The 12,767-nt window shown below is 46.9% G+C and carries 12 protein-coding genes and 1 pseudogene; 5 read left to right on the top strand and 8 right to left on the bottom strand.

Translation table 11 applies throughout. The features are described 5' to 3' along the window. Positions 1-319 precede the first annotated feature (319 nt). Complete coding sequence (cypD, locus tag C1T29_RS04685) at positions 320-3,505, bottom strand: bifunctional P-450/NADPH--P450 reductase (protein WP_069840004.1); 3,186 nt, start codon at positions 3,503-3,505, stop codon at positions 320-322. A gap of 149 nt (positions 3,506-3,654) precedes the next feature. Between cypD and C1T29_RS04680 the strand changes: the two genes are divergently transcribed. Both C1T29_RS04680 and C1T29_RS04675 read left to right on the top strand, forming a co-directional pair. Then, entirely contained in the window at positions 3,655-4,725 is a 1,071-nt protein-coding gene (locus C1T29_RS04680; RefSeq protein WP_014663147.1) for a DUF3900 domain-containing protein, read from the top strand. Positions 4,726-4,849: 124 nt separating this feature from the next. Then, a pseudogene (locus tag C1T29_RS04675) lies at positions 4,850-5,161 on the top strand (MarR family transcriptional regulator); the annotation flags it as partial. Positions 5,162-5,184: 23 nt separating this feature from the next. On the opposite strand, the gene C1T29_RS04670 reads toward C1T29_RS04675, so the two are convergent. The 4 genes from C1T29_RS04670 to C1T29_RS04655 all read right to left on the bottom strand — a co-directional run bounded on the left by C1T29_RS04670 (position 5,185) and on the right by C1T29_RS04655 (position 8,125). Next, complete coding sequence (locus tag C1T29_RS04670) at positions 5,185-6,099, bottom strand: DMT family transporter (protein WP_069840099.1); 915 nt, start codon at positions 6,097-6,099, stop codon at positions 5,185-5,187. A 77-nt stretch (positions 6,100-6,176) separates the two neighbouring features. Continuing rightward, positions 6,177-6,821 (bottom strand): Bax inhibitor-1/YccA family protein, encoded by a 645-nt coding sequence (locus C1T29_RS04665; protein WP_069840005.1) that lies wholly within the window; start codon positions 6,819-6,821, stop codon positions 6,177-6,179. A 109-nt stretch (positions 6,822-6,930) separates the two neighbouring features. Beyond that, the gene (locus tag C1T29_RS04660; RefSeq protein ID WP_069840006.1) at positions 6,931-7,098 is read right to left on the bottom strand and encodes a YezD family protein; all 168 of its coding nucleotides are present in this window, start codon (positions 7,096-7,098) and stop codon (positions 6,931-6,933) included. A 154-nt stretch (positions 7,099-7,252) separates the two neighbouring features. Continuing rightward, the gene (locus C1T29_RS04655) at positions 7,253-8,125 is read right to left on the bottom strand and encodes an STAS domain-containing protein (RefSeq protein ID WP_069840007.1); all 873 of its coding nucleotides are present in this window, start codon (positions 8,123-8,125) and stop codon (positions 7,253-7,255) included. 196 nt (positions 8,126-8,321) lie between these two features. Between C1T29_RS04655 and C1T29_RS04650 the strand changes: the two genes are divergently transcribed. From C1T29_RS04650 to hmoA, 3 genes are all read left to right on the top strand, one after another. Further along, positions 8,322-8,816 (top strand): hypothetical protein, encoded by a 495-nt coding sequence (locus C1T29_RS04650; protein WP_069840008.1) that lies wholly within the window; start codon positions 8,322-8,324, stop codon positions 8,814-8,816. Between the two features lie 97 nt (positions 8,817-8,913). Beyond that, entirely contained in the window at positions 8,914-9,276 is a 363-nt protein-coding gene (locus C1T29_RS04645; protein ID WP_024573448.1) for a VOC family protein, read from the top strand. A 103-nt stretch (positions 9,277-9,379) separates the two neighbouring features. Next, positions 9,380-9,706, top strand: a complete 327-nt coding sequence (gene hmoA / locus C1T29_RS04640; protein WP_069840009.1) for a heme-degrading oxygenase HmoA — start codon at positions 9,380-9,382, stop codon at positions 9,704-9,706. Between the two features lie 37 nt (positions 9,707-9,743). Here the strand turns inward: hmoA and C1T29_RS04635 are convergent, their stop codons facing one another. The 3 genes from C1T29_RS04635 to C1T29_RS04625 form a co-directional block, all read right to left on the bottom strand. Next, positions 9,744-10,439, bottom strand: coding sequence for a DUF421 domain-containing protein (locus tag C1T29_RS04635; RefSeq protein WP_069840010.1), 696 nt, complete (start codon positions 10,437-10,439; stop codon positions 9,744-9,746). 85 nt (positions 10,440-10,524) lie between these two features. Further along, entirely contained in the window at positions 10,525-11,865 is a 1,341-nt protein-coding gene (gene lplD, locus C1T29_RS04630; RefSeq protein WP_103750029.1) for an alpha-galacturonidase LplD, read from the bottom strand. An 8-nt stretch (positions 11,866-11,873) separates the two neighbouring features. Next, the gene (locus tag C1T29_RS04625; protein ID WP_014663136.1) at positions 11,874-12,761 is read right to left on the bottom strand and encodes a carbohydrate ABC transporter permease; all 888 of its coding nucleotides are present in this window, start codon (positions 12,759-12,761) and stop codon (positions 11,874-11,876) included. Positions 12,762-12,767: the final 6 nt, after the last annotated feature.

Raw genomic sequence — 12,767 nt, 5'->3', positions numbered from 1 at the left:
AAGCCGGAATATTTATGTTTCGCACCATACCATTTTTATTACAACCATTTGGAAACCAATCACTGGACGAAAGAAACCTTCATTTCGTTTCACTTTTTTCCTCAGAAATAAAAAAAGGATTTCTTTTGTCATGTGTGCCTTTGAAAAAAGAAATAGATACCGAGTATAAGAATAACATAAACTAGCAAAAACGAAAAATAGGTTTTGCAGACAGCCCGCCCTTTAAGGCGGACTGAAGTTATTGTATGCACTAATGTTTAACGTGATCACCATTTTTTCGAAAGGACAAAAAAGACTGGATGTCTCCAGTCTTCTTTATCTATATCCCTGCCCAGACATCTTTGGCGTACATGCCGGTATCCTGCAGGTGTCTCAGCCAGTTTTGCGCTTCTTGTTCCCCGGTTCCATGAACAGACTGATACGCTTTTTGAAGTGCCGCCTCCACATCCGGGGCCATTTTGCTGCCGTCACCGCATACATAAAGCCTGCCTCCGCGGTCAAGAATCGATATTAAGGTTTCTGCATGTTCAGCCATGAGATGCTGGACATATGTTTTCTGCATGCCCTCTTTTCGGGAAAAGGCTGTGTGGACAGTGACGATTCCGTCTTTTTCAAATCGCTCAAGCTCATCTCGGTAAATAAAATCCCGATCGTTCCTGCATCCAAAATAGAGATGAGCCTCACCGAGCGTTTTCCCCTCCCGCTTTAAAACATCGCGGGCTTGAAGGAAGCCACGGAATGGCGCGACTCCCGTGCCTGGCCCAACCATAATAATTGGAGTTTCAGGGTCTTTCGGAAGCTGAAACCGGGATTCCGGTGTGCGGATAAACATCACGACATCATCACCGGCTTGACGCTCAGCTAAATCATTTGATGCCACACCCCTGTATTCGCCACGGCCGCTCCACGCCGGGCCGCGCACAACGCCGACTGTGATTGATGCTTGCCCCGGATTCACTCTTGGAGAGCTTGAAATCGAATAATATCTCGGTTTTAACGGGCGTAATAGCTCTAAAAATCGTTCAAACGGCATGTCGCATGCTTCGTACTTTTCAAGCAGATCCAGCATGGAAATTCGTTTTTTCAATATTTGTTCCTGATAAACACCCTCTGCTGTCAGTTCTTCTAATTCGCGCTTATGCGGCGGACACACTGTAAAAGCGGCCAGTTCACGTATTTGCGCTCTTGTGGCTGCTTCCTGAACCTCAACGCTGTAGCTGAGAAGATCATTCAGGCTGACAGGACGGCCCAATGGCAGATGCCCCGCACTGCGGCCGCTTGCCGACAATGTCACTTGGTCTGTTCCCTTCAGACCGAATCTATGGAGAATCCGGCTGACATTGGTTGGACTGTTTTTAGGCAATACGCCAAGGTGGTCGCCCTCTTGATATTCAACATCCGGCGGCAATGCGATTTCGATATGGCGGGTGCTTCGATCGCTGTCCGCGGACTGAAGCTCACGATTTTCGGCGATGGATGCGTGAGCCGCTTCATACGATCGGGCAAGCGGAGACTCTCCCAGCCCTCTGACAAACTGAAGGCTCAGCGTACTTCGTTCCTTATCGGCGTTTTCATTAAGCTCCAGTCCGAATGCTTTGATGGCGTCCGCCCACATGCTCTTTTTCCACTCATCAAGCTGCCCTTCGAAATCACCGCTGACATCACCTTCCCCGCGCGCAGAAAACCGAGTCGCGCCTTTCTCTGCAAGCTGTTCATCAATGAATCTCGGCACGTCTTGATACGTGCTCACCCAATTGTGGTCGCCGCAGCCAAATACCGCGTAATGGACGCCCTCAAGCTCACCGGGTTTGATTTCTTGGAGCCACTGGACAAACTGTCTCGCGTTGCTTGGCGGTTTTCCGTTATAGGACGAGGTCACAATGACAACCGCTCCCTCTGTCGGCAGCTTGCCAATCTGATCGTTCAGAGGTGACACTTCGGTCCTGACGCCGTGAAGACTGGCTGTATCTGCAAGCTCCCGGGCGACGCCTTCTGCGGTGCCGGTATCAGAGCCGTACAGCACGAGAAGCGGGCGGTTGTTAAGGCCGATGACCGATGCGTCCTTTGTCTCCGTTTCTTCTTTTTGCTTATCAGGCCCCGGCTTTTCTGTTGCATGGATGTCAGCATGAATGGCTTCCTGATGACGGGTTTGAACCCTGATGCGAAAATCGCCGGGCTTGAGCGTTAAGGTTTGTTTGATATCAAGCTCATAATTCTCATGATCAATCAGCGTAAAATATTTTAAAATCATGCCCAGCACAAGTGTGGCTTCATGAAGGGCAAACTGCATGCCGATACAGGCCCGTTGCCCATTTCCGAACGGTTTGTACGCATAATGAGGCACTTGGTCCTGATGTTCGAACCGTTCCGGCCGGAATTCCTCGGCGTCCTTTCCCCAAGCGTCTCGATCACGATGAAGCTGCGGAATCAGCACAGAAATTCTGTCCTTCGTCGTGATCGGGAACTTTCCGCCAATGACTGTGTCTTCTTTTGGATAAAGGCTAAAAGCCGGAGCTGTCGGCCATAAGCGCAGTGATTCATTTAAAATCATCCGTATGTATTTAAGCTCGAGCACTTGTTTATAGGTCGGCGCTGCATCTGTCAGCACCCGATCTACCTCTTCATACGCCTTTTTCAGTTTGTCAGGATGCTTCAATAAAAAGTAGGTCGCAAAGGACAGCAGGCCGCTCGTTGTTTCATGGCCAGCAATCAAAAACGTAATGATTTGAAAGCGGATATTTTCGTCGTCGAGCTTTTCACCCGTTTCCGGATCTTCCACATTCAGCATGCGGGCGAGCAAATCTTTTTCATCCTGGTCTCCATTCGCCCTGCGCTCTGCAATAATGCTGTCGACTAACGAAAACATCGTTTGAATATCATGGTGGAATTGCCGCTTTGTTCTGACCATAAGCTTATCTTGGAAATCAAGCCGCTGCATTTGATGCATCGCTTCATCAAGCGCCCGCACCATGCTGTTGATAAACGGGTGGGGCGTTTCTCTGTAGTAGCTGTTAAAGCGGTAGTTAAACCCGCACAGCCCAATGGTGTCGAGCGTCAGCCGGGTCATATCTCCCGGGACATCAACAGCTTCATTCGGATTGAGCCTGGCCCATTTTTGAATGAGCTGAACAGCGATATCGACCATTTTCTCATGATAGTCCTTCATGGCCCGCTGGCTGAACGTCGGCATCAGAATGTTGTGCGCTTTTCTCCAGTTAGGCTCATGCGTCCAGCTCGTAAACAATCCGTCACCGGAAAACGCGCGAACCTTCTCCAAGGCGCCTTCAATGCTTTTATCAAACCGTCCTTCATCACAAACCTCTTTCACCAATTCATGGCCGGACACCACAATCGTCGTGCCCGCGGGTGTATGGATTTGAAAAATCGGACCCTGTTCTTCCGCTAGCTTGATCAGTGAAAGCGTCGGTTTGTCTTTATCAATTAAAGGCAAATTGCCAAGCGGCCCAAACGTCTTCGGCTGAGGAATCGGGCTTGTTTCCTTCATCGAACCATTCCTTTCCGTATGAAATGCCTTCTATTTGACTACATTTCCCTTTCATGGTCATGATTATTCCGTTCTCCCAATTGACGCATGATCGCTGTTTTTTCTATACTTGAGAAGCTGTACAATACGCGAATAAGGTGAGTTCACATATGGATTTTGAAATTCGGTTTTTATCCTTTTATGTCATACAGGTGGAAGGCAAGGATGAGCAGGCGAACAAACAGTTCAAGCACTTTCAGACCCTTGATACGGGCGAATTTGAAGAAAGCGAGCTGAAGGACTTTCTCGACGGGGAACTGAAAAAAATCGTCAAACGGAAAGCAGAACGTCATCCGCAGTCTGAGCAGGTGCCGACGAAAATCGGCCATTTTATCGTCGAGCCCGGCCACGAGCTTGATTCCAACCCAAACTACAACATGTTCAACCGCGCGCGTCTGGCGGCAACAAAAGAAGACTTCAATGAGCTGAGCGAGCAGTTCGTCCGCACGTACCTCGACACAAGCGCAGTCCGCGGCGGCGTGTTTCTCGTCGCTTCAGCCGTGCCGAGAAAATACTTTGACGAGTCATTTGTCTTCATTATGAAATGTGACTTTGAGCCGAAGGTCGCCCGCATCTCTGACGCGTCTTCTCTCATTAAAAAAGTCGAAATGGCGATCACGACAAAAAACATGAAAAGCATCCAATACCCGTACATGCCCGAGGAAGGAATGGTCGAGGAAGGCGAGCTGAAAATCCACCAGGCCTCGCACGCCCGCTATTTTGAGGACTTTCTGAAATTCGTCGAGTACGGCGAATCGATGCCGGAAATCATGAAAAACCAGGTCATGAACATGGTGCAGGAGCACGTCTACGAGACATTTGAAGACAATAGCGAAGAGCTCAAGCAGTTCGAGCACGACATTGAGATTTGGGAAGCGAGCGAAAAGCGGGAGATCCAAGAGCGCCTCGACACCCATCAAGTGATCGAAGCCTCCGCCCAAATCATCGAGCACACGCCAGAGGCCCAGCTGAAAATGAAAGTCGGAGAAACAGAGATTAAGGGATTGCTAGCGGATTTTGGCGATTCTATTCATCTCGCAAAAGTAAACGGGCGCTATGTCGCGCTGATTGAAGCCGAGACAATTTCGTTTGAGAAGGGCAGTTCGCCGGTGGAGTTTTATAAGCCTGAGGGGCTGCATGAGGTGATTGAGCGGATAAGGAATAAAACAGAGCAAGACTAAAAAGTCCAGAAATCACTTTCTGGGCTTTTCCTATTTAATACCCTTCCCTCAACACCGCATAGCACTCCCCAATCAGTTCTTCCGCTCCCGACTCTTCGGCGAGGACGATGGCATCCTCGATCGCCTGATGCTCCTCTTTGATGCCAGGGATCATAGGTTAAGTCCGACAGAGCTTGCCAAACAGTCAAACGTCACGAAAGCGACGATTACAGGTCTGCTGGACGGGCTGGCGAGAGACGGTTTTGTCAGCCGGAGGTATCACACAGAGGATAAACAAAAAATCAGCATTGAACTGACAACGGAAGGCAAAGCACTCCTTGAGCAATTTTTGCCGCAAAATCTCCGCGGTCATGGAAAACTACAACGATGAGGAAAAAGATATGTTCGTAAGATGCTTGGTGATCTTTTTGAAAGGCTGAACGTGTTTAAAGACTAAAAAACCCGTCCGATCCGGACAGGCTACAGCGTCTTTTCTTCTGCAACCGGATACGCATCCGGCTGTTTTTTCTTTATGACCGTAACAAATATGCCGCCGATGACACATGCAATGCCGATGAAATGCACAAACTCAAACGGCTCCTTCAATATTACGCCTGACAAAATAACAGCGGAGACCGGAAGAACGGATGTGAAAATGCCCGATACACCCGCAGGCACCTTCGTCACCCCGCTATACCATAAGTAAAATGCTAAAACGGTAACAAAAAGCGCGTAATACAGCACGTACGACCAATCCAAAACAGTCGGCACGCTGTAATCAAATGAAGAGGCCTCAAACAAAGCAAACGGGAGAAAAAACAGGAAGCCGAAGAGCGATACGAAGGTCGAAATCGCCAGAGCCGAAATATGCGGGGATAGCAGCTTGGCCATCAATGTAAACAACGCTTCGCCAATGACTGCAGCAATGATCAGCATGTTCCCGAATAAGGCGTGCGGCGCCCCGTCTTGGCTCCCCGCTCCAAATAGATTAATCGCCATCACGCCGCAAACCGCCAGCATAATGCCGATCAGCATCTTTTTCTCAATTTTTTCTCTCAGCAGGAAAAAGGATAAAATACCGATTACCATCGGGGTTGTGCTTGTCAAAATGCCGCTTTCCGTTCCCGTCGTATATTGAACCCCATACAGCAGGCAAATACTGAACAAAAACACACCTGTGAATGATTGCACCAGCAAGACGAGCACATCTTTTTTCGTTAAAGCCGGAAACCCTTTTTCAATGCAAAACAGCAGCGTGAGCAATACGACAGAAGCGATCAAAAAACGCAATCCTGAGGAAAGAAAGACCGGAATCCGTTCGACCATCAGCTTGCCGACAACGACAGAGCTGCCGACGATCGCCATAGCTGCTGCCAAAGATACATATGCGCCCATTTGTTTTTTCACCAATACTCCACCTGCCTTTTTGATGTATGGCAAAAAACGCCTATCTCATGACAGGCGCTTTTTTATTAATCATCACTGCTCAAAATGCCGAAGAAGCGGAGCAGGTTGATGAATAAGTTGATAAAGTCAAGGTACAGCGATAATGCCATAACGGGAATTAAGTCTTCCGTAATGTGGCGGTGCTTGATTTGGTTCAAATCATACAAAATGTAAAGGGAAAAGACGATGGTTCCAATCACGGAATACGCCATCATCGCCGCTGAGTTTAACGGGCTGAAAATGTTGAAAATGCCAACCACAACGAGGGCGAGCACCGCTACCATCAGAAATGACCACAGGAAGGATAAATCCTTCTTCATTTTTGCGCCGATTGTGCCTAAGACGGCAAAAATGACAAATGTAGAACCAAAGGCTTCAAGCACGACATAGGCGCCGGCAATGGAAGCGTAATGGCTGACGATCGGAAATAAGGTAATGCCGGAAACGAACGCGAATGTATATACAAACGCATACCCGACCGCTTTTCTTCTGCGCATCCAGAAGGCCAGAATAATCATCACCACTTCAAGAATAGAAAGCGGCAGCATCAAAGCGACAGGAACAAATTGGCCGATAAAAAGGCCGACAGTCGCGATCAGCAATGTGAAGACAAAGACTGTCAAAATGCGCTGCATGATCGATTGCTTACTCTCGTGAACCGTAGCTTGCATGTCAAAAATCCTCCTAAAAAATGATCTTAAAGGTCTATTATATAAAAATTGGATGAAATATGTATATGTTTTAAGGAGAATTTAATGAAAACAAACGCCCTTTACGTTATCATTTTGATTCTTTCCTTTTCAGCGAAAAACGATGCTTTTCTATTATCTCAATTTGGGTAATCTGAGAATCATGAACCGTAATCTGAACGGTGCCGAAATCGAGCGTTTCCAGCGAACTGATGATTTTTTCAATCACTTCCGGATCAATCGTTGATTTTGAAACCAAAAGACCTTCCCCCCTGTTGAATAGATTTTAATTCACAGTATTCTTATAAGAATTATAATATTATGTTTTTTTTGATAAATCAATGGTGATTTCTCTTCAAATCAAAAAGGCATATGATCACCCGATGATGGACAATCATATGCCTGGAAACTTCCTATTTGTTTTCTTCCAATTCCTCAACAATACAGCGGACACCCATGTTTTCTAATGCCTGCTTCAGCGTGCCATACGTTTCATATTCACTAAAATCAAGCCCCAATTGAATCGATGTTTGGGCCACATCCGGGCGAATCCCTGAAAATACGGCTTTGACGCCTAATAAGAAAAGCGTTTTAGACAGGTTGTACAATTGCTGCGCCACCATGGTATCCACAATCGGAACACCCGAAAGATCAACGACTAGGCTTGTGATTTTTCTCTCGACACAGCGGACCGGCACTGTTTCTAAAATGACCTGTGCCCGTTTTGTATCAACTGAGCCGATAAGCGGCAATATCCCGATTCCATCGGCAATGGAAATGACCGGACAGCCAAGCTCTGAGATCAGTTCCTGCTGAGATGTAAGCCTCATCAGCATGAATTTTTGGTACTGCTCGGAGAATTCAATAATCAGCTTATCGAATGACTGATTCACAATGCGGTTCCATCGGTCTGCATCTTCATTTGTGACGATCTCCTGATTCTCTTTTATAAATGTGGCGACTGCGTCCCAGAATGAGATTCTAGAATTGGATATGGCTTCTACGACCTCATGCACCTGAACATCCTGCTCTACCCTGTTTTTCGCAACGGTTTGCGCCCATTTCGCCATATTTTCTTGAAAATCGGTTTGATCCTCCAGAAATGCGCTTGCGATAGTTATATTGGTAAATGTATGCTGCTCGGTTAAAAGCGTTTTCGTTTCTGCACTTAAATCGTCGGCGGAATACAGCTCGCCTTGTAGCTGGCAGCGTAAACTGAACCATTTCTCAGTAATGTCCGCAGTGTGGTCTATGATATATTGATATAATAATTGATCGATATTCACGGTCTGTCTCCTTTTTCGTAATAGAAGCACTTTCATTATAAAATGATAAATCGAAATTGTGAATAAGACTAGGGAAAAATCAAATGAATCTGCTCCCTGAACGCATTCCAGTTTATATCCATAGGCGAATGCACCAATAAGAGTCTGCCCGCATAAACTGCAGTGTACAGTTTACAATGAGAAAGGGCGTTATCACATGTATTATGTTGATCCTTATATGTTTGCGGGACATTTTTATGAGCCTTGGCCTGCTTTTGAATATGAATATCGATATCCATGGCCTGGCATTGGCAGCGGCGCTGTTCCGGGATTCGGCGGCGGCTCCGGCCCTGGCATTGGCAGCGGCGCTGTTCCGGGATTCGGCGGCGGCTCTGGCCCTGGCATTGGCGGCGGTGCCGTTCCGGGATTCGGCGGTGCGCCACAGGGACCTCCTCCTTCCCAAATACCAGCGAAACCAAAAAAACCGCAGAGTTCTCAAGGAGCCGTTTTGTTAGTTGAACCAATCACCATTCGTCCTTGCCTTTTCCGGTTTACCTATGTTTGGTTAACCAATGGCCGCTCATTTTGGTTCTACCCAATTATCCTTGGCAGAAGATCCGTCGGCGGCTTTTACTGGGATCATTCACGGCGCCGCTGGGTTTATTTCGCCTTAGACACAAATCAGATCGATGTTGTGAGCTGCTCATTTTAATCAAAAATCAGCCGGTTTTCCCGGCTGATTTTTTTTATGTTACTTCGGCCGTAAACAGGTTATAGTATTATTATCTTTGCAACTTGGAGGTTTCCCTATGATCAAACAAATTGGCACTGTAGCTGTATATGTTGAAGACCAGCAGAAAGCGAAACAATTTTGGACTGAGAAGGTAGGCTTTGATATTGCAGCCGACCACCCGATGGGACCTGAAGCAAGCTGGCTGGAGGTTGCGCCAAAAGGTGCTCAGACTCGTTTAGTCATTTACCCGAAGGCCATGATGAAAGGCTCTGAGCAAATGAAGGCTTCTATCGTGTTTGAATGTGAGGACATTTTCGGTACATACGAGAAAATGAAGACAAACGGTGTAGAATTTCTCGGTGAGCCCAATCAAATGGAGTGGGGCACCTTCGTTCAATTTAAGGACGAAGACGGAAATGTGTTTTTATTAAAAGAATAAACTGTGGCGCACGGCGGTTCGATTACGCCCTGCGCTTTCTTTGACATTGAGAATGAATTTCATTTACAATTATTCATATGTGAGAATGATTGGAGTGAGACAAATGTTTGTACAGTTGAGAAAAATGACGGTTAAAGAAGGCTTTGCAGATAAAGTCATAGAACGTTTCAGTGCTGAAGGAATCATTGAAAAACAAGAAGGTTTAATTGATGTGACAGTGCTTGAGAAAAATGTGCGCCGCGGTGATGAAGAAGTTGTTGTCATGATTCGCTGGGAATCAGAGGCTCACTGGAAACAATGGGAAAAAAGCGATGCGCATATCGCCGGCCATAAAGCAAACAAAGGCAAACCAAAGCCTGACTATCTGATCAACACTGAAGTGAGCATGTACCATGTACGTGCTGTCAAACAAGGGACATACAATCAATAAAAAGCTTGCGCCTCGCTGCAAGCTTTTTTTCAAAGAGTCATGTTGATCTGCTTTGTTCGTAGGTTACGGTATACAGCGGATTATTTTTGTGCCACTCCGCAAATAACACGTCCTCCGTCTTATCAATGTTCTTCTTTTTCAATTCTTGCTTCAGCCACTGTTCATCCACACCTGCTTCCTTCAAATTATCTTGCACAATCTCTCCATCTAAGATTAAAGTGATCGGCAGAGAAACAGACTTCGAAGGAATCTGCAAATCCTTATTTATCGGTTTGTCAAAGTCGGATTTGGGGAGCACGCTGACCATCCCGTTTGTTTCAAGAATCGCATATTCTACTTCTTGGATCGAAAAGCACCCCGCTTGCCTCAAAAGGCTTTGCAGCTGGTTAATGTCTATCTTATTTTTCTTCATTACTTTATATTGAAGCTCTCCTTTGCGGATGACGATATTCGGCTCACCCTCCAAGAACTTTCGCGATGATTTCATTTTTTGCGTGATAAATTCAATAACATAAATCAGCACACCCCACAGCAGCGAAGCAAAAATGATTTCTTTGATTTTGATATCATGATCGTAGACGGCATTTCCGACCAATTCTCCTAAAATTAAAGCAGAAATAAAGTCAAACGGCGTAATTTGAGAAAATTGGGTTTTCCCGAGAAGCTTTAAGATGATAAATAAAATGCCTAAACCGCAGACCAGTTCTACCGCAACGCTTAAATAATTTCCCATATTGATAGCACCTACTTCTTGATAATACTATCAGTATGGTCAATGCTTTCCTTTCTAAACCGCGAAAGAAGCTCAAAGCTCCCCCTCAGCTTTGTATGGTGCTTTGATGCATGTCATCGAAAAGCTGCTCTGCATCATTGCGGTCAATCATGACAAGCGGGTCATTGAGGAAGGCTTGAAACGCGAGGCCGGTATCCTTTGTTAAACCGGCTTCCGCCACTGCCTCCTGATTGGATACATGCCTAGCCGCAAGCATTTCCACACCTTTTGGAAGCGCTCCGGAAAAAATCGGCTTGACACTGTTCCTTGTGATGAATGCGTTTGTTTCGATAATGGCTTGTATAGGAAGGTTTGAAACCTGGCCTTGATTCGGCATATTTACATTCGTGACGAGTTCACCCAATCCGAGAAGGGCCGCTATGATGTTCACGCCTTCTTCTCCCGAAGCTTTCCCAGCAACACCCCGTTGTTGCTGAATGAACCGTTCTGTTTCTTTTCGTTTCAGTGCTCTGTCTTGTTTTCTGAATGATATAGGTGTGAGATGGAATTTCCATGCCTCAAACTGTTTAAGATATGGGCCGGGAAGAAACTCTGCCAGATGCCTGTCACCGGCAGCAGGGATCGCGCCATATGTTTCAAATAAATCAAACGCAACACGGTGTGCCGAATGAAAGACGCTGTCCCTCCAGCTTTCCCCCTCCAGCTCATATCCTGATTCCCCATAGTGCGAGCTGAATTCACGGAATATAGGCAGCAGGTCAATATGGCGGTAAGAGGCTTCCGTGATCCATGTAAAATGGTTAATGCCGAGCACATTAATGCGGATCTCTTCACGCCGCGGCGCCTCTATTCCTAGCCTTTCCGTGACCATTTCCGCCAATAGCTTTTGCGTCCCGAACACCTCGTGGCAGCAGCCAATCGCTTTGATTCCGGGAAATACTTTATACAGCGTTCTAGTACAGACAGACATCGGGTTTGTATAATTAATGACCCAGGACTCTGGTGCGTAGTCTCTTATTGCCCGGGCAATTTCCGCAAATATCGGGACAGCACGCAAGCCTCTGATGATTCCGCCCGGCCCGACAGTATCACCTACAGACTGATAAATACCGCAGCGCTCTGGCAAGTGAACATCAATTTCCATATCATCCAGAGAACCCGGCAAAATGGAAATAATGACGATATCCGCGCCAGATAGCGCTTTTTTCAAAGTAGAAACGGCCTCATATCTCCATCTGCCGTTCCCGCTGTAATTGCCGATCACTTCGTTTCTCTGGGCGGCCTCAAAATCAAGATCATAGAGCGCCACCGTGCCTGACATTCGCTCATCAATCGCCAAATCACTCATCAGGCTTCTGGCCCAGCCTTGAGACCCCCCGCCGATATAGGCAATTTTAATCTGATGTAACGTACTCATATGAAACACTCCCTTTCTCAGCCTTTCACCGAGCCAATCAGCATACCCTTTGCAAAGTGTTTTTGTAAAAATGGATAGACCGCCAAAATCGGCAGCGTCGCAATGACAATGACGGCGAGCTTTATACCTTGCTCAGGCGGAACGGCATGTTGCAACGTATCGCCATTGGTCGCCGTTAAATCCGATAAAATCGTGACTTGGCGAAGCACCATTTGCAGCGGCCATTTTGCACTGTCATTGATATATAAGAGAGCGTGGAAGAAATCATTCCAAATCCCGACCGCATAAAACAGCGCAAAGGTCGCGATGACCGGCTTTGACAGCGGCAGGGCGATCCGCCAGAAGACGCCGATTTCGGAACACCCGTCAATTTTTGCCGACTCCTCCAGCTCGCGCGGCAGCTGCTGAAAGAAGTTTTTGATAATAATGAGGTTGAACGGATTAATTGCCATCGGCAGAATCAATGCCCAATACGTATCCAAAAGGCCGAGTGATTTTACGACAAGGTACGTTGGGATCATGCCGCCGGAAAACAGCATCGAGAAAATTACCAGATTCAACAGCAGGTTCCGTCCCTTCACATGCCGCTTCGCAAGCGGATATGCCATCGTGAAGGTGAAAAACAGCTGCACAGCCGTCCCGACCACGGTGATGAAGATGGACACGCCCATGCTTCGAATGAACGTCGGTGTCGAAAACACATACTTGTAAGCATCGAGTGTAAAGGTTTTCGGAAAAATAAAGAAGCTCCGCTGGGCAAGTTCCGCTTCTGTCGCAAAGGAACCAGCGATAATGTACAAAAACGGCAAAATGGTAATCGCGCCGACACCGCCGAGAAACAGAATGTTGCAGACGTCAAACACCCGTCCGGCTTTGGTGTTATGCATCGTGTGAATTTCAGCCATACCTCT

This window comes from Bacillus sp. MBGLi79, from assembly GCF_002953915.1.
The sequence above is the reverse complement of the archived record's forward strand: the minus strand, read 5'-3'. Positions and strand labels throughout refer to the sequence as shown.